The organism is Enterococcus sp. 4G2_DIV0659 (assembly GCF_002140715.2).
In the GTDB taxonomy this organism is placed as follows: Bacteria; Bacillota; Bacilli; order Lactobacillales; family Enterococcaceae; genus Enterococcus_L; species Enterococcus_L mansonii.
On record NZ_NGLE02000001.1, the window covers coordinates 500,226 to 521,071 of the forward strand.

The 20,846-nt window shown below is 35.2% G+C and carries 17 protein-coding genes and 1 CRISPR repeat array; of the genes, 2 read left to right on the forward strand and 15 right to left on the reverse strand.

The genetic code is table 11. The annotated features are described in order from the left end of the window. Positions 1–177 precede the first annotated feature (177 nt). The 5 genes from A5880_RS02355 to A5880_RS02375 form a co-directional block, all read right to left on the reverse strand. A complete protein-coding gene (locus A5880_RS02355; protein ID WP_086331609.1) occupies positions 178–2,646 on the reverse strand; it encodes a cation-translocating P-type ATPase in 2,469 nt (822 codons plus the stop codon). A gap of 318 nt (positions 2,647–2,964) precedes the next feature. After that, positions 2,965–3,528: a CRISPR direct-repeat array (repeat unit 32 nt; unit sequence ATTTCAATCCACTCACTCATAAAGAGTGAGAC). A 186-nt stretch (positions 3,529–3,714) separates the two neighbouring features. After that, positions 3,715–4,542: an ammonia-dependent NAD(+) synthetase gene (gene nadE / locus A5880_RS02360; protein ID WP_086331610.1), complete on the reverse strand. Its 828-nt coding sequence runs from the start codon at positions 4,540–4,542 to the stop codon at positions 3,715–3,717. Between the two features lie 15 nt (positions 4,543–4,557). Further along, the gene (locus A5880_RS02365) at positions 4,558–6,030 is read right to left on the reverse strand and encodes a nicotinate phosphoribosyltransferase (protein WP_086331611.1); all 1,473 of its coding nucleotides are present in this window, start codon (positions 6,028–6,030) and stop codon (positions 4,558–4,560) included. A gap of 73 nt (positions 6,031–6,103) precedes the next feature. After that, a complete protein-coding gene (locus A5880_RS02370; protein ID WP_086331612.1) occupies positions 6,104–6,514 on the reverse strand; it encodes a GtrA family protein in 411 nt (136 codons plus the stop codon). Between the two features lie 160 nt (positions 6,515–6,674). Further along, on the reverse strand, positions 6,675–7,031 hold the full coding sequence (locus tag A5880_RS02375; RefSeq protein WP_086331613.1) for a DUF1827 family protein: 357 nt from the start codon (positions 7,029–7,031) through the stop codon (positions 6,675–6,677). Positions 7,032–7,211: 180 nt separating this feature from the next. Here A5880_RS02375 and A5880_RS02380 point away from each other — a divergent pair, with 180 nt between their 5' ends. Further along, positions 7,212–7,970 (forward strand): MerR family transcriptional regulator, encoded by a 759-nt coding sequence (locus A5880_RS02380; RefSeq protein ID WP_086331614.1) that lies wholly within the window; start codon positions 7,212–7,214, stop codon positions 7,968–7,970. 528 nt (positions 7,971–8,498) lie between these two features. Here the strand turns inward: A5880_RS02380 and A5880_RS02385 are convergent. Together A5880_RS02385 and A5880_RS02390 are read right to left on the reverse strand one after the other, a co-directional pair. Continuing rightward, the gene (locus tag A5880_RS02385) at positions 8,499–8,819 is read right to left on the reverse strand and encodes a hypothetical protein (RefSeq protein WP_086331615.1); all 321 of its coding nucleotides are present in this window, start codon (positions 8,817–8,819) and stop codon (positions 8,499–8,501) included. Next, entirely contained in the window at positions 8,809–9,288 is a 480-nt protein-coding gene (locus A5880_RS02390; protein WP_086331616.1) for a hypothetical protein, read from the reverse strand. Before A5880_RS02390 ends, A5880_RS02385 begins: the two co-directional genes overlap by 11 nt. Positions 9,289–10,256: 968 nt before the next feature. Between A5880_RS02390 and A5880_RS02395 the strand changes: the two genes are divergently transcribed. Beyond that, the gene (locus tag A5880_RS02395; protein ID WP_086331617.1) at positions 10,257–10,565 is read left to right on the forward strand and encodes a hypothetical protein; all 309 of its coding nucleotides are present in this window, start codon (positions 10,257–10,259) and stop codon (positions 10,563–10,565) included. A gap of 140 nt (positions 10,566–10,705) precedes the next feature. Here A5880_RS02395 and A5880_RS02400 read toward each other — a convergent pair whose 3' ends face one another. The 8 genes from A5880_RS02400 to A5880_RS02435 all read right to left on the reverse strand — a co-directional run bounded on the left by A5880_RS02400 (position 10,706) and on the right by A5880_RS02435 (position 20,791). Continuing rightward, positions 10,706–11,098, reverse strand: coding sequence for a DUF1398 domain-containing protein (locus tag A5880_RS02400; RefSeq protein WP_086331618.1), 393 nt, complete (start codon positions 11,096–11,098; stop codon positions 10,706–10,708). 101 nt (positions 11,099–11,199) lie between these two features. Continuing rightward, the gene (trxB, locus tag A5880_RS02405; protein ID WP_086331619.1) at positions 11,200–12,132 is read right to left on the reverse strand and encodes a thioredoxin-disulfide reductase; all 933 of its coding nucleotides are present in this window, start codon (positions 12,130–12,132) and stop codon (positions 11,200–11,202) included. 346 nt (positions 12,133–12,478) lie between these two features. After that, positions 12,479–13,207, reverse strand: coding sequence for a trypsin-like serine peptidase (locus A5880_RS02410; protein ID WP_086331620.1), 729 nt, complete (start codon positions 13,205–13,207; stop codon positions 12,479–12,481). Between the two features lie 178 nt (positions 13,208–13,385). Then, positions 13,386–15,014, reverse strand: coding sequence for a fibronectin type III domain-containing protein (locus A5880_RS02415; protein WP_086331621.1), 1,629 nt, complete (start codon positions 15,012–15,014; stop codon positions 13,386–13,388). A gap of 45 nt (positions 15,015–15,059) precedes the next feature. Beyond that, on the reverse strand, positions 15,060–16,679 hold the full coding sequence (locus tag A5880_RS02420) for a fibronectin type III domain-containing protein (protein WP_086331622.1): 1,620 nt from the start codon (positions 16,677–16,679) through the stop codon (positions 15,060–15,062). A gap of 153 nt (positions 16,680–16,832) precedes the next feature. Next, on the reverse strand, positions 16,833–16,994 hold the full coding sequence (locus A5880_RS02425) for a hypothetical protein (RefSeq protein ID WP_179190482.1): 162 nt from the start codon (positions 16,992–16,994) through the stop codon (positions 16,833–16,835). A gap of 261 nt (positions 16,995–17,255) precedes the next feature. Beyond that, positions 17,256–19,040, reverse strand: coding sequence for an ABC transporter ATP-binding protein (locus A5880_RS02430; RefSeq protein WP_086331623.1), 1,785 nt, complete (start codon positions 19,038–19,040; stop codon positions 17,256–17,258). Continuing rightward, the gene (locus A5880_RS02435; protein WP_086331624.1) at positions 19,040–20,791 is read right to left on the reverse strand and encodes an ABC transporter ATP-binding protein; all 1,752 of its coding nucleotides are present in this window, start codon (positions 20,789–20,791) and stop codon (positions 19,040–19,042) included. Before A5880_RS02435 ends, A5880_RS02430 begins: the two co-directional genes overlap by 1 nt. Positions 20,792–20,846: the final 55 nt, after the last annotated feature.

Here is a 20,846-nt window from a genome sequence, read left to right on the forward strand (position 1 = left end):
TTTAAACGCTCTTCATATTCATAGTTTACCCCCTTTAAATAAAATAAGAAAATCAAACTACTTAAATGAAAATGATAGTCATTGCCTTTTAGGTTAAATTCGATTACTACAAATAAAAAAGCTGGTACATAAGTAATCCGAACGACTGAATACTTTTGCACCAACTAAATATTTTAATTAAATGACACGTTTTTTTTGTTTTTCCATCCTATGTTCTTTTCTCTTTTCAATTTCATGTACCGCTCTACTCATAAACAAGGATATGTAATTGAAAATAGAACGGCTACCTAAAATCAATGGAAGATAGAACAAAACATTTCTAGTAAACAAGGACGTTAACATAAAGAAATCTCCAAAGAACACAAAGCAGACAAGAAACGCTGACAATAAGAGACCTACCATGATTTGTTTTTTCAAATCAAGAGGACGAGCAGCTTTTAATAATACTTGAAAACCAACACATCCAGTTAGCAAAACACACATTGTTGACACTTCTTGATGAGATAAATCAAACCAAATACCAGCAAGTTGTAAAACCAAAATATTGAACACAACAGTCAAAGCACCTGGAACCGAGATTCGTAAAATATTCGTTAAAAAATGGCCTTTGATCCGCTGATAATTGGGTTCCAACGCTAGAATAAAGGATGGAATACCTACAGTTAATGTATTGATCGGTGTTAACTGAAGCGGAGCGAATGGATAGGGTAAAAATAAGAAAATAAACGTTACCGCAAGAATCGCAGAATAAATCGTTTTTACCATATACATCGAAGCCACACGCTCAATGTTATTGATTACTCTGCGCCCTTCATTCAACACTTGAATCATCGAGCTAAAATCAGAATTTAACAATACCACATCCGCTACAGCACGAGCAGCATCACTACCACTAGCCATCGCCACACTAACATCTGCTTCTCTTAATGATAAAATATCATTCACACCATCACCTGTCATACAAGTCGTGTGTCCGTTTTGTTTTAAGGCTTTAATCAATTCTCTTTTTTGGTACGGAGTTACTCGACCAAAAACTGTTGTCTGTTCAACTAATTCATTAAAATCCGTATGCTCAGAGATACTGCTCATATCAACAAAATTTTCAGCACCTGAAATTCCTGCTTGTTTCGCAATCTGGGCTACGGTTATTGGATTATCCCCAGAAATAACTTTTAACGTCACGTCTTGTTTGGCAAAATAGGAGAATGTATCGATTGCATTTTCTCGAATCGTATCGGCGATAATAAAAATAGCTACCGTTTCTTTTTCATTTGGCAACTGAGCTGTGGTTAGCTCATCCGAAAAATGGACTAAAATCAGGACTCGATCTCCTTGTTCATTATACGGCGCTAATTTTTCTTTTAATGGTTCTGGAACGTCCTTATAAATAAATTCAGGTGCTCCCATGACGAAAGAGCCTTTTTCTTCAAATGTGATTCCACTCCATTTCCGCTCTGATGAAAATGGAATACTCTCTTTTACTTTCCAGGCTGCTTGTTGCAGCGGGAATCTTTCTCTTAAGACTTTTGCTGTTGCGTTTTGGTCAGATAATGCTGCCATCATTTCACCCATCGCCCGCTCAATCTCACTTGCTGGGAAACCTGCTTGAGGAATCAATTCTTTAAACGTCAAGCTGCCATCTGTGATGGTTCCAGTTTTATCCAGACAAATGGTATCTACCCGAGCCAGTGTTTCAATACAAGATAAACGTTGAATCAACGTTTGTTTTCTCGCTAAATTAGCAGCTCCTACTGCAAAAGCAACACTGGTTAAAAGCATCAAGCCTTCTGGTATCATACTAATCAACGCACCAGAAACCCCTAAAACCGTTTTAGGAAATGAGTGAGTGGATTGATATTGTGTCCAAAAAAGCAACAAACCAATCGGAATAATCGCAAAGGTTAAACCTTTAATCAACAGATTTAAAGAGTTCATTAATTCAGATGTTGATTTCTTCTCTGTTTTTGCTTCTTTAGATAACTTAGAAACAAAATTATCTTCCCCGACCGCCGTGATTTTTACAAATCCTAAGCCCGATGTAATAAAACTACCACTCATGACTTTATCGCCAATTTCTTTGGTAATCTTATCTGATTCTCCCGTTAATAACGACTCATCCACTTCCAAGCTATCTGATTGAATCACAACCGCATCAGAAGGAACTTGATTTCCTAACGTTAAAACCAAGACATCGCCTAAAACAATTTCGTCATGAAAGATTTTTACTAAGTGATCATTTCTTAAAACAGTTACCTCGGTTTTATTCACAATGGAAAGTTTATCAATGGTTCTTTTGGCATGGATTTCTTGAATGACACCAATCGCTGTATTAATAATAATAATCCAAAAGAATAACGCATTTTTAGGATAACCAACTAGAAAAACGGAAACAGCCAAAAATAAGTTGATGAAGTTAAATAAGGTTAAAGAGTTATCTAAAATAATTTGCTTGGTTGTTCTAGATAAATCTTCTACTTCTTTATTATATTTCCCTTCATTGTACAATTGCTGTACTTCTTGCTCTGATAAGCCTTTTATATTAGCTGGAATACGTATAGTATCCGTACTTTTTATTGGTGCTTTTTCATGAGATGTATTGAAAGGTACATCGTCAATTTGTCTTTTCTTTCTAAACCAATTTTTCATCTGTTTATTCTCTTTCTTTCGCACTAGTTTAAGTTGATTGTAGAGTATTTTATTGATTATTTTTAAGAACTAAGTCAATTTTACACTTTTTTTAACCATTTTAACAAATTTAAAGCTAGTGAGAACGGTATTAAAAAAAGACTGAGTGTCAGTCTTCATTTTGTACTACAGATAAGATTCTCTTTTAGATGCTGTCTTGATTGCAAAATCAAAGCTTTATATATTAAAAATAGGAATCATGGCTAGTGCATATTTCTATTGGTCTCACTCATAAAGAGTGAGACCATCTAGGATAACCACAGGAACCATAAGCGCGGAATTTCAATCCACTCACTCATAAAGAGTGAGACGTAGAGGTAAGCGATTATTTAATAAATTTAAGTATATTTCAATCCACTCACTCATAAAGAGTGAGACCAGATCGACAAGGACCACATAGAGTAGCCTTCGAATTTCAATCCACTCACTCATAAAGAGTGAGACAAAAATACTTGCAATATTATGTGCTAACAAAAGGATTTCAATCCACTCACTCATAAAGAGTGAGACAGTCAAAACGACTTACGATATCAGATGCTTCAGGTATTTCAATCCACTCACTCATAAAGAGTGAGACACAACATGCTGCAAACTGATCGAATTAAGGATAAATTTCAATCCACTCACTCATAAAGAGTGAGACGTAAACACATTGGCGAAATGTATTTATCCATTCATATTTCAATCCACTCACTCATAAAGAGTGAGACACAGAGAGGCACTGAAGCACCCCTAAGACACAGAATTTCAATCCACTCACTCATAAAGAGTGAGACACGAGCAAATCGGTCTCGAACCAGAAGTAGAAGCTATTTCAATCCACTCACTCATAAAGAGTGAGACCGTGAAAAAGCAGGGCTTTCACCCTTAAATACATACTTTTTCACTCAAAACAGCCTGAAACATTATAAAAGAATGAGAAAAACATTTTTTCCAGCTGATTTTCTTTAAAAATTTGGTGCGGATCTCCTAGTGTTTTTATGTGCACTTGGGGTTCGCACCAAATAATAAACAATTCTTTTGTAATCTTTATTTCCAAAAATCATCAAATAGCGATATTGGCATATGTCTTTTATGTTGTGTTTTAAGATACCAGTTTTCAATCGTTGTTTTTGCTTTTTCTGATATCTCTTTTCCTTCAACATAATCGTCTATTTCATCATAACTTACGCCAAGTGCGACTTCATCAGCCACTAAGGGCTTATTATCTTCCAAATCGGCTGTTGGAATTTTCAAATACAATTCCGCCGGCGCTCCTAGTTCTTTTAATAGAGCTTTTCCTTGCCGCTTATTTAAGCGGAATAATGGTAGTATATCCGCCCCGCCATCACCATATTTTGTATAAAAACCAGTAATATTTTCTGCTGCATGATCGGTTCCAATCACCGCTCCTGCTTTTTCACCAGCAATTGCATACTGAACAATCATACGTTGTCGAGCTTTCATATTTCCTTTATTAAAATCATTGATGGAAACATCGGTATCTTTTAACGAATTTACACAAGCATCAATAGCAGGTTTAATGTTTACTCGCAACGATATATCCGGTTGAATAAAATCCAACGCTTTTTTGGCATCTGCTTCATCAGCTTGTTCTCCATAAGGCAGACGAACAGCTATAAATTGGTAGCTATTATCCCCTGTTTCTTGACGCATCTCTTCCATTGTAAGTTGAGCTAGGCGCCCAGCTAAGCTAGAATCTTGACCACCACTGATTCCTAAAACCAATGTTTTTAAAAAAGGATATTTAGATAAATAGCTTTTCATAAAATCAATACTTTTGCGAATTTCTTCTTTTGGATCGATTTGGGGCTTTACGCCTAATTCCTGAATAATCGCTTGTTGTAGTGCGTCCATCATGATTCCTCCAATTTATTTCTCTTCGCTTAAGGCTTTAACATCTACTCGTACTTTTTCAAGTAAACGCATTTTATGATTCCAACATTCTGTTGATAGATCGACAGGATATTTTTGCGGATTTAAATCACGCTTATATTCCTCCCACAAAGAATCAAGATTTTCTTTTGCATATTGCTTGATTTCTTCCAATGTAGGAAGCTCATAAACTCGTTTCCCTTCCACAAAAATATCTTGTAAGACAGCTCTAGCATTAAAATTTCGAACAGTTTTATTAATAAAGGTGTGTACGGGATGGAACATGTAGATTTCTTCTTGCTCACGAGGGTCTTCATCCCACAGTGTAACAAAATCTCCTTCAGATTTTTTATCTGATTTACGAGTGATGCGCCACACTTGCTTTTTCCCTGGTGTAGTCACTTTTTCTGCATTACTGGACAATTTGATTGTGTCTTTCATTTGACCATGCTCATCTTCAATCGAGACCAATTTGAACACTGCACCAAGAGCTGGTTGATCGTATGCAGTGATTAACTTAGTCCCCACACCCCAAACATCAATTTTTGCTTTTTGCATTTTTAAACTTAAAATCGTATTCTCATCTAAATCATTTGATGCATAAATTTTAGCTTCTGTGTACCCTGCTTCATCTAATTGTTCACGCACTCGTTTTGAAATATACGCCATGTCGCCACTATCAAGACGAACACCTAAGAAATTGATTTTATCCCCCATTTCTTTGGCTACACGAATCGCATTTGGAACACCTGATTTTAACGTATCATACGTATCGACTAAAAAGACACAATCTTTATGTGTTTGTGCATAAGCATGAAATGCATCGTAATCATTTCCATAAGATTGAACTAATGAATGGGCATGTGTTCCGCTTACAGGAATACCAAAAATTTTACCCGCACGAACATTACTTGTCGCATCTGCCCCACCAATATATGCTGCACGAGTGCCCCAAATCGCTGCATCTAATTCTTGCGCTCGCCGTGTCCCAAATTCCATCAACGGATCTTCTCCGATTACAGACTTGATACGCGCTGCTTTTGTTGCAATCAGAGTTTGGAAGTTCACCATATTTAAAAGAGCTGTTTCAATCAACTGACACTGAGCAAGCGGTCCTTCAACTTGGATCAACGGCTCATTATTAAAGACCAAATCCCCTTCTAAAGCAGAACGTACCGTACATTTGAATTCAAATTCTTTTAAGTATGTCAAAAAATCTTCTGGATACTGTTCCACTTCTCTAAGGTACGCAATATCGGTTTCTGTAAACGTTAGATTTTCCAAATAGTCAATCAATCGTTCTAAACCAGCAAATATCGCATATCCATGATTAAAAGGCATTTCTCGAAAATAGCATTCAAAAACAGAATGTAAATCCGCTCTACCTAATTTCCAGTAAGTCTGCATCATGTTGATTTGATACAAATCCGTATGTAATGTTAAACTATCGTCACTGTAAACTTTCTTCATCTCACTATGCCATCCTTTACATTTTATAAATAGTTAACCTCTATTATAACAAAAAACCAAATTTAACGTTCTTTTAAGAAACTTTTTTCTTGAATATAAAAAACTTACTGAAAAAGTAATTTAACACAACCACAGCAACTTGCGTGATCATTTTTGCCCAAAAATCAGTGATATGCATAATCTCTATCATAATAACCATCATCGCCATATCAATGACAAAAGACAACACCCGATACCAATAAAAAAGAAGCATCTCCTTAATAAAAGCGCCAAATCCTTCATGCTTACTAGAAAAAACAAAATACTTGTTGGTGAAAAAGGCAAATAAAACCGATAAAAACCAACCAATTGTATTGCTTACTTTATAGTCAATTCCTAATAAATCTTTACAAACAAAAAACATGGTTATATTAACAATAGTGGTTGCTACACCGAAAAATAAATAAGCTAGTACTTCTTTGTATTTTTTATACAAGTCTTTCAACGATCTTCTTCCTTTCGTTACACTATCTTATTTTATCAAATATAAGATAGAAAACCTACTGCTTTTCTATTTTTACCAGTCAATAATACAGGAAATTTGTAAAAATGCTCAAAATAAAACTGAAGGAAATCATTCATCGCCTTCAGTCCATCGTTTATTATTAAGCTAGTTCTACATTCTTTTGAATAACAATGATATCTTTTCTTGGTGCGCTAAACGAATACCCCTCTTGCTGCATTTGATTCTTGACCCCAATCTGTATATCTACAGCTTCTCTTGTTGTATTCAAAAGTTTTTTAATGACAAAATCAACTTCATGCTTTGTAATTTTCTTTTTCGTATTGATCATGATTATATCCACTTTATCAAACGCATCCGCATAAACAATCTGTGTGCGATCTAATGCGTATAATTTAAAGAACTTAATGGCTTTTGTACCAAAAACAAATTTTGTAATATTTGGGTAAAAATATTCTAAATCTAAATTTTTATTGATCGGTGTTTCAATTAATTTCATCTTTTTAACCCCTATCTATCTGTATTCTGACTACTTCATCTCATCTAAATTTTACCTCTTCTTTACTTATTTGTAAATTAAAGATTCTTTTCACTTATGTATAAAAATGTGGTACTCTAAAAAAACACTTGACCTTTACGTTAGGTAAAGGTTTATGCTTTATATACAGGAGGGAATTTGATGGACTATACAATCAAAAAAGTGGCTGAATTATCCGGTATAAGTACCAGAACATTACGTTATTATGATGAGATCGATCTATTGAAGCCGGCACACATCAATTCATCTGGCTACCGAATTTACAGCACAAAAGAGCTCGATCGACTACAGCAAATTCTTTTTTATCGTTCTTTAGATATGAAATTAGACGACATTCAAAAACTTTTATCCACACCTGATTTTGATCCCCAGCATGCATTACAGGCTCATTATCAGCAACTTTTAAAGAAACGACAACAGATCGATCAGCTGATCCTGACTGTAGAAAAAACTTTACGTTATCAAAAAGGAGAGATTAAAATGACGGACACAGAAAAATTTATTGGTTTTAAACAAGCCAAACTGAAGCAAAATGAAGAACGTTATGGAAAAGAAATTCGAGAAAAGTATGGAGAAGAACAAGTGGCCTCCTCTAATAAACAATTTTTAAATCTAAGCGAAACTGACTTTGCCAACATGGAAACCGCGGAAAACGAAATGTTTGAAGTGTTAAAAATTGTAATGGCAACAGCGGATTTTAAATCTAGCGAGGCAAAAAAAGTATTTGATATACACAAAGAATGGCTTTCTTATACTTCACCTAGTTATTCCCCCGAAATGCATCGTGGCCTTGGTCAAATGTATGTGGGAGATGCACGTTTTGCAGCATATTATAATGACCGCGCAGGTATCGGTGCTGCTGAAGCATTAAATCAAGTGATTCAGCAATTTGCCAAATAATTGGGGTAGAGTTTTAGAAGACTATAAAACGAGTGAGATAATAGATTGTACAATAACATTTGATTAGTGCGTTTCTTTGCTAACGGCTTTGATTTGCTCAGTTTGAGTTTTAACTTCACCAATCATCATTTTGACCAAGGGATATATTCAAAAAAAATACATTCTTCTTGTCGATAAAAATAAGCAATTACTCGTTCATTATGTTGTCATTGATTTTCATATAATTGGTCTCAAACGCCCTTTGGATATTTGCATATCACGGTTTAAAAGTTGTTGAATAGTTGAGGAAAATTTTTTTATTTTTTTCAACTTTACCTTTCTCTATATCTTACTAAAAAAACAAATAAATAATATTTAATTTAACACTCAATTGCATATTGATTTGTATAGTAAAAATGCATATTTGAAAGATTCTCATTTCCATGATTTTTTCAAAATAAAGACGGTGAGACAGCCATTACGCTTGTCTCACCGTTGATTTGCATATTCAAAAAGAGTAAAGATTTTTTATGAACATTAATGTTAAGCCTATCGATTGCCTAACATTTTCCAAACTAAATCTGAAAGAAAAGTGCTTGCAAAATTACTAAACACATCTGATGTAAATTCTGGCAAATATTTTTTCAATAACTCTGTTACTCTACTCTGATTTTTTGAAGACGTCTCAACTAATAATTCTGTGCAGGCTTGAAATTCTTGACTATCTTGAGGTAATTTAGTTAGCGTTGCTTTTATTTCTGTGTAAAACTTATCCCAATCTATTGAGTCATCGGCTGATAAATAGCTAACTCTGTTATTGCTACCAAATATGAATGGGGAATTATTAAAATGATTGTTTTTAATTTCCATACTCTACTCCGTTATTATTGCCGAACATAATTGGACTATTCGAGATATCACACTGATCCATATTAATCACTATACGTTCACTATTACTATTGTTGATACAATATTCAATAACTTCTCTTATATAGTCGGCAAATTTCGAATCTACACAAGCGATGATATATCTATTACCAGAATTCAAATGAATATACATGTCTTCTCCTCTGCTATCATTCGATTTTTTTATTTGATAGATAATTGCACCTGAAACTACTAGTCCTAAAATACTAAATATTGTGAAACTTTTTATAAGAAATAGGAATATGATAAACGCTATAACTGGCTTAGTCATACTTTTACTTGGGGGTGTGTGAAGAGAGATTTGTGCAATACTACTGATTTGCAATGTCGTTCGATTAAATTGAATTGAGTTTTTTTCAATTAAAATCTCCCTTGTTTCAATTCTTTGATTATTTAAGTCATTATTTTCCATATTTGTTTAAACTCTCCTTTTATACATTAATCACAACCCATAGAGTATAACTTATTTCATCCCATATGTAAGTAAATAATTAACTAAATAAAAGATAATAATTAAAAAAGTGAATTTTCAACTTTATTAATTTAGTTAAATAAGAAATTTTCTCTGTTATTTTTTCTTATATATAAGGGAGCAGTTTTTCGTGTTATTTAATGAGGTTTACGAGGAAAATTAGGTTGCGTGTTCGCATTCTTTTCGTATATACTGAAAGAGTAGGATAGAAAATTAAAAACAGAATATATAATTAAATTGGCACTTCAAAATTTGGCGACAACCAAATATTTGAAGCTTTGTAAAGACAGCATCAACTGCCCAAGCAAGTTGCCAATAGTACTAGCAACATGTACTAGCTTCTTTTCATGTACCTGAATTTTCCCATTTTTGTGGGTTTCTTAACTTTTGGGTAGTTTTAAAAGAAGTGGTAGGTGATTTTTAGAGACTATTGTTGACGATATTGGGAAGTTTCCCAGTATCGTTTTTTCTATTCTACAAATTCAAGTAAAGGAGGTTTACTTCAAATTAAAACAAAAAAAGGCACTTTATCACTTGGCGACAACCAACTGATAAAGCCTTGCATAGACAGCATCAACTATCTATACAAGTTGCCAATTGCTAGCACAAAGTCCTAGCATTCTTTATTGTACCTAATTTTACTGGAATTTTCTAGTCCATTTTGTTAAAATCATGTACTTTATAAAGTCTGCACACTTTTTCTAGATAATTGATGGCGGTATTGGTAGTCCCTGAAAAATCCAATAGCGTTTTTTTGTTTTATTCTAAAAAGAAAGCGATAGAAATCTACCGGCTTGCACTATACAAGTCATTGCTACCGCCAGTTAAAAAAGTTGCCTAAGTCAATGCGTACATTCGGAAGCGCTGAAGCACGAAATTCAGCGCTTCAAAAAAAGGAGAGAACCATTATGAAAAAAGAGCTACATAACCTAAAAGCAATCCCCTATCAAGATATCACCGATTTACAAGGTTTATTGGATCGTCTAGATTCTTGGCAAGAACCACTTGCCGTATTAGATCATTTCTTCCAATTCCGCACAGGTCCGATCAACAAGAAAAAAGTCATTAAAGAATACTACGCATGCGGTCATTTGTTCCACGCTTTTTTTACAGAATTTATTCGTTTAATGGAAGCGGAACAAGTCAAAATTGAAAAGCTAGATCGTGAAAGAAAAGTAACAACTCATTTTATTAAGCAGTGTAAAAAGAACGAGTAACGTTCAATTAACCTTAATTATTCTGTTGCTATAAAAATAGTGATGAGAAATTCTAGTTTCATTTCTCATCACTACTAAATTTAATAGTTTTAGTGAACTAATTGCCATTCCACTAATCCGAAAGTTACACTAATTGATGTTTAAACTTCTGGAATTGGTTCACTTAACAGAATTTCCCCACTTTGACCAAAATACTCCACCTGCATAGCAAGCAAATCTGTTCGCCAATAAGTTACTCCAGCGGCTCCAGCAAGCTCTGTAAATGTTTCAAATGTGATGTCTCCAGCTTGTGCTTTTAAAACTGCATTTTTTATTTCTGTAGAAGATTCTTTGACAGCAACAGTTTTAGGTTTGCCATTCAGTTGGATTTCAATGTATGATGCCTCATCGTAGTAGCGATACACACCAGCTTCTACTAAATAATCATATTTTTCAATGCCGATCTTTTTCAACTCGCGGATTAGCTCGGAAAATCCACCAGCATTTTTTTCACTATTGATGATTTCTTCGATTGCTTTTAAATCAAGGCTCATCATATTCACTCCTATTAAATAGTATAAAAATAGATCTAGGTTAAAACCGATTAAGCTTCAACCTAAATCTTGGTCAATCAATGCTTTAACAAAATGATTGATTATTTAACTTCTTCAGTTTCTGTCATATCTTCAATATATTTGTAGACTTGTTGACCAGCAATTCCGCCCTCGCCAACAGCTGTTGTGATTTGACGTAATGTTTTTTCGCGAACATCGCCAATAGCAAATACACCTGACATACTTGTTTTCATGTCTTGGTCTGTTTCGATCCAGCCTTCAGCATTTGTCAAGCCAGCTTTTTTGAACGGTTCAGTCAATGGATCCAGTCCAACGTAGATAAAGATTCCGTCAGCTTCTATTTCTTTGACTTCATCCGTTAATACATTTCTTAAATGGCCACCTGTAACGACCATATCATTGCCAAGGATTTCTTCTAACACTGTATTCCATTCAAAAGAGATTTTTTCGTTGGCAAACGCACGATCTTGAATAATTTTTTGTGCACGCAATTCATCACGACGATGAACGATTACCACTTCTGAAGCAAATTGGGTTAGGTAGATCGCTTCTTCAACTGCTGAATCCCCACCGCCAATGACTAAAAGTTTTTTATTACGGAAGAAGGCGCCATCACAAACCGCACAGTAAGAAACACCTCGCCCGGCAAATTCTTCTTCGCCTTTGACACCTAATTTACGATGCTCACAACCAGTTGCAATAATGACTGTTTTTGCTTGATATGTTTTATCTTCACAGATTACTTCTTTATACGTCCCCTGATCTTTGATATCCATTACAATACCGTACGCATTTTCCGTGCCAAATTTTTCAACACTTTCGTACATTTTATACGCTAATTCAGGCCCCATAATTGAGTCAAAACCTGGATAATTTTCAACTTCTGCAGTATTGTTCATTTGACCACCAGGTGCGCCGCGTTCAATCATTAATACAGAAAGGTTAGAACGTGAGGCATATAAAGCCGCAGTCATTCCTGCAGGTCCAGCACCGATTATAATTACATCATACATATCTATTTTCAACCTCCGAATTTTTCAAGTACATTTACTTTACAACTTAAAAGAAAGCTTGTCTATATTTCTGCCCAAATTTCATTTAAAAAATATTGATTGCTTCCATGGTTAAAAATAAAAACGAGAGTGAACCAAAACGAACTATCTGTTCTGGTTCACTCTCTATATAGCGGGTACCGTTTATCACCCACGCATAACTGAACGGTACTTCTTACTATTTGACTCTTAGTACTCCTAAATACCATGCAAAGCGGTAGACTCAAGTTTTATTTCTTAACTAATAATGCACTTGTTTTAAAAACTTTTACTTCCCCAAAATTACTTTATGTTTACCAATTATTTTTTATTTCAGATGTTTTGCAATAAAATCATAGTTACTTTCTGTTAATTTCGCTGCACTTGTTTGAACACCTTTTGAGTATTTTTCAAACGTACGTATTCCGATTAATCTGCCTCTTTGATCAAAGATTGGTGCACCGTAGTTTCCATCTCTACTGGCTTGGTTAAACCAGAAATTAGAAGCAATATTATAACTAATTGTTGCTTGACTTTCCCACATTTCACCTTTTTTGTCAGCATCGTAACCTGGCATAGTCACTGTGTTACAAACTAAAATAGCTGGATTTTTTGTAACAGGAACAGCTGAAACAACTTCCCCGATATTTTGACCATTTTCATTTGGTTTTACTGTTAAAATAGCCATGTTTCTCCAAGATTCTTCAAACTCTACTGACTCAACTTGAAATGAACCAAAAGGAGCGTTCTCACCATTTTTACCAGGTGTCACAAAAGACTTATCAAGATTGCCATTGTTCTTTAAATTTTCAACAACGTTGTAAGAAGTTAAGACTTTATTTTTACCAATAACTGTTCCAGTACCAGTTACACCATTTGCATCAATAAATGCTACACTTTGGAAACGGCCTTTGGTTGTGTCGTTGATTTTTGTTTTGTTGTCAGTTAGTTTTTCTCTTACTGGGTGAGCCGCTTGTGCTTGTGGAGCCGCTGCAACTGCTGCTGTAGATAATACTGCGCTGCATAATAATACTGTTACTAAATTTTGAATTTTCATTTTTATCATCCTTCGTTCTCACATTATTTTTGTATACCAAAATGATTTCAATTATTTTTGCTTGAGTCCACCGCATTACATGGTATTCAATAGAGCCTTCAAGTCTTTTTGCGGCTATGCCTTAACTTTTTTTCAATTAAGACACTTGTTGTATTTAAATAGTTTATTCTCTTTTATATCAATTAGATTTTTCCCAAACAGGTGCTTTGCCTGGTTCTTCTCCACGCGTCCACCATTTGGCTTTGTATTTTGTTCCTTTGTAGCTAATGATATTACCACCAGAATAAGCTAGGTTTGAATTCCATTCTTCAATAATCCCAGTGCTTAATTTTTCCCATACATCAGATCTGCCTGGTTGATTTCCTTGTGTCCACCATTTCGCTTTGTATTCAATCCCATTATAGAAAACGTTATTACCTGCTACATATACTTTCGATTGAATCCAGGTTGTTTGGTTTCCAGATGGTTTTTCTGGTTCTTTGGCAGTCTTTAAAGCTAAACCAGCAGATAATACAGAACGATTACCAGCTTTGTCTAGTGCTGCAACTGAAATCGTATAAGAGGTATTCGCTGTTAAACCGTTTAGTTCAAAAGTTGTAGATCTGCTTTCACCTATTCTCAAACCATTTCGATAAATTTCATATTTATCTACACCAACGTTATCTGTTGAAGGGTTCCATGATACTTGTGCCGAAGTACTGGTGATATTGCTAGCTTTGACCCCTGTAACTTGGCTTGGCGCCTGAGTATCTACTATCAGCTCTTTTCCTGTGCGAATTGCTAATCCAGCTGATGCTGTTGACCGATTTCCAGCTTTATCTACTGCAACAACTGAAAATGTATAAGACGTATCTGCTGATAAACCATTTGCAGTAAACGAAGCTGTCTTACTCTCTCCAATTTTTGATCCGTTTCGATACACTTCATACTTATCTACACCTACGTTATCCGTTGATGGATTCCAAGAAAGCTGAGCTGAATTAGTTGTAATAGCTGATGCTTTCAATCCACTAACCTGGCTTGGTGCTTGTGTGTCTGTTTCTTTTTTGTCTAAGTGTTTTTCGATAAATTCGTGGTTTGAACCAGTGATTATCGAACCACTATTATATGCTCCTGGACCACTGAAAGAAGAGTGACTTGTATTAACACCAATTAGTTCTTTTTTCTCATTATAAATAGGCGCGCCAGAAGTTCCAGGGAGGGTATCAGCGTTGTAGTAAAGTCCATAAGTCGTTTGTGAAAGGACTGAACCTGTCCCTTCCCATAATTCTCCAATTTTATCTTCACTGTAGCCTGGTACAGATACTCTAGTTCCTACTGGAAAATTTGCTACATCTTTCACTGGAACTATTGGTACAACCTCACCGATATGTTGTCCATTACTATTAGGTTTGACTGTAACAACCGCAATATCAAAGTCACGATTCTCCCCTATACTCCAATATTTGTGTATATCTATGGATTCAATATCAAAGCTACCAAATGGTTTAACATACCCATTTCTACCAGGATATACTTTTACCTGACTAATATCCCAGCTTGTTTTTACATTTTCAACGACATGACCTGCCGTTAATAGTTTATTTTTCCCGATCACTGTACTTGAGCCATACACTCTACCCGCAGAAAGAAAAGCAATACTTGAATAAGGTGCCTTTGTTGTATCCATAATTCTTACTCGTTCATCTTTTCCTATAATGGCTCTGCCTTCTGGCTTATTTTCCTCTGCGTGGCCATTTACTGTAAGTGTGCTTGTTGATAAAACCAAACCACATAATAGTAATGCTGTCATTGTTCTAACTTTCATAGTTTCCTCCTAAAATGATTGATTAATCTTATTTGCTACTATTTTTTATTGTTTTTCCCAAACAGGAGATTTCCCTGGTTCTTCTCCACGTGTCCACCATTTGGCTTTATATTGTGTGCCTTTGTAAGTTACTAAGCTGTTACCTGTATACGCTAGGTTTGAGTTCCATTCTTCAATAATTCCTGTGCTTAATTTTTCCCATACATCATTTGTTCCCGGCGTATTTCCTTGGGTCCACCACTTGGCTTTGTATTCAATTCCTTTGTAAAATACTTTATCTCCACCTACATAGACTTTAGATTGAACCCATGTCGTTTGACCTTCTACTGGTTTATCTGCTTCTTTTTCTGTACGAACCGTTAGCCCTGCAGACATTTGTGAACGGTTAGCTGCTTTGTCTACTGCAACAATTGCGAATGTGTACGATGTATCTGCTGTTAAACCACTTACTGAATAGTTTGTTGTTTTGCTTTCACCGATTCTTACACCGTTTCGATAAACTTCATATCTATCAATACCTACATTAGTTGTTGATGGATTCCATAATAGTTGAGCAGAATTTTGGGTTACATTGGTTGCTTTTAGCCCTGTTACTTGACTTGGCGCTTGGGTAACTGGTTCTCTTTCTGTACGGATTGATACACCTGATGATACTTGTGAACGGTTTCCTGCTTTATCTACTGCTGCAACTGTGAATGTATATGATGTATCTGCTGTTAAACCACTTACTGAATAGTTTGTTGTTTTGCTTTCGCCAATTCTTACACCATTGCGGTAGACTTCATATTTATCCACACCTACATTATCTGTTGATGGGTTCCATGATAATTGGGCAGAATTTTGGGTTACATTTGTTGCCTTTAGCCCTGTCACTTGGCTTGGTGCTTGGGTATCTGTTTCCTTTTGATCCAAATGTTTGGCGATGAATTCATAATTTGATCTAGTAATTTTTGATCCCGAATTTTTAACTGGAAGTCCACCAATCAAAATCTCACTTGTATGAACAGCAATTAATTGATTCTGCTCATTAAAAACGGGTGATCCAGAAGTTCCTGCGATTGCATCGATATCATAGAAAAGGCGATGCACTGTTTGTGAAAGGACTGAACCTTTTCCTTCCCACAACTCTCCATACTTATCTTGACTGTAGCCTGGTACAGATCCTTTTGTTCCTGGTGAAACATAAGGGACATCTTTAACCGGAATGATTGGCACGACATCACCAATATTTTGACCTCTACTATTGGGTTTCACTGTGACAACCGCAATGTCAAAATCACGATTATGTCCTTCACTCCAATAGTTGTGTATATCTACTGATTCAATATCAAAACTACCATACGGCATCGTATTCCCATTTCTAGCTGGGTACACTTTTACTTGACTAATATCCCAGCTTGTTTTTACATTTTCAACGACGTGACCTGCCGTTAGTAGTTTATTTTTCCCGATCACTGTACTTGATCCAAACACTCTACCTGCAGAAAGATAAGCAATACTTGAATAAGGTGCCTTTGTTGTATCCATAATTCTCACTCGTTCATCTTTTCCTATAACGGCTCTGCTTTCTGGTTTTCTTTCCTCCGCATAGCCTGTTGTTGTAGCGATTGTTGTTGATAGAACTACCCCACATAATAATAACGTCACAATTTTTTTGATTTTCATACTTCTATTTTCCTCCTAAAAAAACTCAAATTATCCTCTTAGTATTTGACACTTTAGTTCTTTTCCCAAAACAGGAGACTTTCCTAGTTCTTCACCCCGTGTCCACCATTTGGCGTAATAGTTTGTTCCTTGTAAAATGTAAACAGTACTGGATTATGGCGCCTTTGTTGTATCCGCTACTTTTACTCGGTCGTCTTTTTCGAGAATAATTCTACCTTCTGCTCTTGTTTCCTCAGCATAACTGGTCCCCGACAATAGTGCTGTAGATAAAATAGCACCACATAATAATAGGGTTTCTATTGTCCCTATTTTCATTTTTAATCTTCCTCCTAAATATTATTTTCGTTCTGAATTCTTATTTTAGGTGAATTATTCCTTTTTCAAAGTTCAAAAAAATCGTAAAAAAAGAAAAAAATGGATATAAAAATAAAATCAAATACAAATAAACACATTTTATTTTAATCAATATTTTATTTTGTTCGAGACAAAATCATTGAAATCTTATCAAAACACGCTGTTTATAAGTAACAAAAAAACACCGAAAAAAACTTTTGACGTTTTTTTCGGTGTTTTCTATTAGCCATCACTATTTTGTAGCTTGTACATATCTGCATATAAACCATTTTTCTCTAATAAGTTCTCATGATTGCCTCGTTCTACAATCTGACCTTTTTCTAGAACTAAAATTAAATTTGCATCACGAATAGTTGATAATCGATGAGCAATGGCAATCGTCGTTCTACCTTGACGCATTTTTTCCAATCCTTCTTGAATCAATCCTTCTGTCTCTGTATCAATAGTAGCTGTTGCTTCATCTAATACAAGTATTTTAGGATCTGTTACCATCGTTCGAGCAAAAGAAATCAACTGTCTTTGGCCACTTGAATAACTCGCACCACGTTCGATTACTTTTGCATGATATTTATTAGGTAACGTCTCTATAAACTTGTCTGCCTGAACAAATTCTGCTGCCTTTTTTATTTGCTCATCTGTTATTTCTGGATTTAGCATACGAATATTCCCAGCAATATCGCCATAAAACATAAACGCATCTTGTAAAACCAGTCCTAATTTTTTCCTGAGTTCAGGTAACGGATACTCACGAATATCACGATCATCAATCAATATTTCCCCTTCGTAAAATTCGTAAAATCGCAGTAACACATTGATAATTGAACTTTTTCCACTTCCAGTATGACCAATTAAAGCCACCGTTTCACCTGGATTAGCAATAAAACTAATATTTTTCAATACTTTATTTTTGCCATCATAAGAAAAACTAACGTTGCGAAACTCGATTTTCCCACGCACTATTTCAGCATCTGCCCCACTGTTTTGCTGCGGCGTCATTTCCTCTGTGTCAAAAATCTTTAGAATACGGCTTCCCGCCACCATTCCATCTGTAAATACACTTAGAAAATCCATCATCTGAGTCATCGGATTAAAGAACGCTTGTACATACGTAACAAATGCATAGATCAAACCAACTTCTACATAAGAATGCAAGGCATCATATCCGAACATAGTCAACGTTAATGCAATCGCTAAGGTGTATAGAAAATTGATGATTGGTCCTAAAAGTAATGAATTAGTTTTAATCATCGAAAAACGTGTAGCCAAATACTCGTTGTTTGTTGCTTCAAATTCTTTTTCTAAACGTGTTTCCTGTCGTAATTGTTGAATGATTTGCATTCCAGAAATATATTCATTCAATTTTGTATTTAATTGACTTAATTTTTCTCGCATACTTCTATAAATTCTAGAGCTGAATTTTTGATAGTACCAGATAACAATCAATAAAATCGGCAAGAAAATCAAATTATATAAGGCGATTTTCCCATTGATTTGGAACATTGCGATAAAAGAAGAAACTACGGCAAAAATCCCCGTTAAAACCATTAAAAACACATACCAAAACTCAAACAACGTTTCTGTATCATTCGTGACACGAGAAACAATCGAGCCAGCGGGTGTCTGATCGAAATAACGCATCCCTAAAGTATGAAGCTTCTCGAATAGTTTCACCCGAATATATTGATAGGTTTTCAATGACGCCATCGAATATAAATACCATTGGAAAAACCAAATAATACTTTTAACAATTACACCAAATAAATACAATCCAGCAAAAAAATAAATCACTTGAGTGGTTGCAGTTTTAGGTGTCAAATAATCGTCCATAAATAATTGAATGATTCTTGGTAAGATAATATTAATAATAGAAAGAATCAGTGCAAACAAAATGGCCGCGAAAAAAGTACGACGAAAAGGGCTTGCAAATTTAAGCAATCGTTTAACAATTGAGACTTGTTCTTTTAAAGGAACTGATTTCGTCCATTCAGATTCGTATTTTTCTTCCACTAGGCGTCACTCCCTTCAATCTTGGCTTCTAATTGTTGTTTGTCCCACATCCGTTTGTACCAACCTTTACGTTCCAACAATTCTTGATGTGAGCCACGTTCTACGATTTTACCTTCTTCTAAAACGATGATTTCTTTGGCGTGCATCACACTGCTTAGTCGATGTGCTGCGATAATCGTCGTTTTTTCTTTTCTAGCTTCTTTTAAATTTGAAAGAATTGCTTCTTCCGTCTTGGCATCCACAGCAGATAATGCATCATCTAAAATCAATAGCTCAGGCTCTAAAATCAAGGCTCTAGCAATTGAAATTCGTTGTTTTTGACCACCAGATAATGACACACCACGTTCTCCAACTAATGTATCGTAGCCCTTTGGAAATGCTTTGATTTCATTATTGATGAAGGCCATTTCAGCTGCTTTTTCAACTTGATCTTCTGTAAAATCAGGATTAGCAAAACGAATATTGTCTCGCACAGTCATTGAAAATAGGAAGTGATCTTGAGGAACATACCCCACGGCATGCATTAATGCATCTAATGAACAATCTTTGATATCATGCTCTCCAAAGATAATTCTTCCTTTGTAATGATCATATTCACGCATCAATAATTTTAAAATCGTTGTTTTTCCCGCACCTGTTTTACCAACAATTCCCAAGGTTTCTCCTTTATTGATTGAAAAATTAATCTGTTCCAAGGTTTTTTGTTTCTCTTTTGGATAGTTAAACTCCGTAATTTCCATTGATAAACGACCTTTGGCTGGCGTTTGAATGGCATCTTTTTTCTCAACAATATGGGTTTTTTCATGCAGCAGCTCATTCACACGATCATAACTTGCATTTCCGCGCTCTAATACATTAAATAAACGACCAATTGCAAACATCGGCCAAACGAGCATTCCAATATAGCTGATAAACGAAATCAACTGACCAATGGTAATCGTTCCGTCTGTGACAAAACGCCCCCCAATCACAATCGTCAAGACATAGGAAATACCGATAATGAGTGTAATAAACGGATCAAATAAGGCATCTAAAAAGTTAACGCGTTTATTTTTTACAATCGCATCGTCAATTTTTTCTGTAAAATCTTGAATATCTTCTTTTTCCTGACCAAACGTTTTGATTACTTTCATCCCTGTAATACTTTCTTGCGTCTTATCATTGATAGTTGAAAAAGCCGCTTGTGAATCCCGAAAAGCATCATGTAACTTTGCACCTAAAACTCTCGATGTCACGGCCAATAAAGGTAATGGAATTAGCGCAATTAACGTTAAACGCCAATCTACAAACAACACCATTGCAATAATCGTTGCTCCACCAGTAATCATCGAATCAGCAAACGTTAAAATTCCCGCTCCAGCAACATTTTGAATGGCATTCAAGTCATTTGTTGCATGTGCCATCAGATCTCCTGTTCGATATTTTTGATAAAACACATTATCCATCTTGGTGAAATGATGAAACAATTGTCGCCGCAGCTCTTTTTCTAATCTTGCTGCACTCCCCCAAATATGAATACGCCAAATATAACGAAAAATGTATTGGGCAATTGCGGCTGCCAACAAAATACCAATCCAAAATAAAATAGGTTGAATCATTAAGTCTTTTTCGGCAATCTTATCGACAACGATCCCAATGACCTTCGGCGGAACTAACTGAACCAGCGCCACCATAATCAATGAAAATACGCCAATGATATAACTCTTTTTTTCTTGTTTGAAAAACCATCCTAATTTTTTAAATATAGACATGTATCTTCTCCTTTTCTATTCTCTCTACTGTTTGTTCCCACCATTCTTTTGTTGT

Coding starts and splice junctions, on each gene's coding strand:
- A5880_RS02355 (WP_086331609.1), bottom strand. CDS start 2,646: ATGAAAAATTGGTTTAGAAAGAAAAGACAAATTGACGATGTACCTTTC.
- nadE (WP_086331610.1), bottom strand. CDS start 4,542: ATGGACGCACTACAACAAGCGATTATTCAGGAATTAGGCGTAAAGCCC.
- A5880_RS02365 (WP_086331611.1), bottom strand. CDS start 6,030: ATGAAGAAAGTTTACAGTGACGATAGTTTAACATTACATACGGATTTG.
- A5880_RS02375 (WP_086331613.1), bottom strand. CDS start 7,031: ATGAAATTAATTGAAACACCGATCAATAAAAATTTAGATTTAGAATAT.
- A5880_RS02380 (WP_086331614.1), top strand. CDS start 7,212: ATGGACTATACAATCAAAAAAGTGGCTGAATTATCCGGTATAAGTACC.
- A5880_RS02385 (WP_086331615.1), bottom strand. CDS start 8,819: ATGGAAATTAAAAACAATCATTTTAATAATTCCCCATTCATATTTGGT.
- A5880_RS02390 (WP_086331616.1), bottom strand. CDS start 9,288: ATGGAAAATAATGACTTAAATAATCAAAGAATTGAAACAAGGGAGATT.
- A5880_RS02395 (WP_086331617.1), top strand. CDS start 10,257: ATGAAAAAAGAGCTACATAACCTAAAAGCAATCCCCTATCAAGATATC.
- A5880_RS02400 (WP_086331618.1), bottom strand. CDS start 11,098: ATGAGCCTTGATTTAAAAGCAATCGAAGAAATCATCAATAGTGAAAAA.
- trxB (WP_086331619.1), bottom strand. CDS start 12,132: ATGTATGATGTAATTATAATCGGTGCTGGACCTGCAGGAATGACTGCG.
- A5880_RS02410 (WP_086331620.1), bottom strand. CDS start 13,207: ATGAAAATTCAAAATTTAGTAACAGTATTATTATGCAGCGCAGTATTA.
- A5880_RS02415 (WP_086331621.1), bottom strand. CDS start 15,014: ATGAAAGTTAGAACAATGACAGCATTACTATTATGTGGTTTGGTTTTA.
- A5880_RS02420 (WP_086331622.1), bottom strand. CDS start 16,679: ATGAAAATCAAAAAAATTGTGACGTTATTATTATGTGGGGTAGTTCTA.
- A5880_RS02425 (WP_179190482.1), bottom strand. CDS start 16,994: ATGAAAATAGGGACAATAGAAACCCTATTATTATGTGGTGCTATTTTA.
- A5880_RS02435 (WP_086331624.1), bottom strand. CDS start 20,791: ATGTCTATATTTAAAAAATTAGGATGGTTTTTCAAACAAGAAAAAAAG.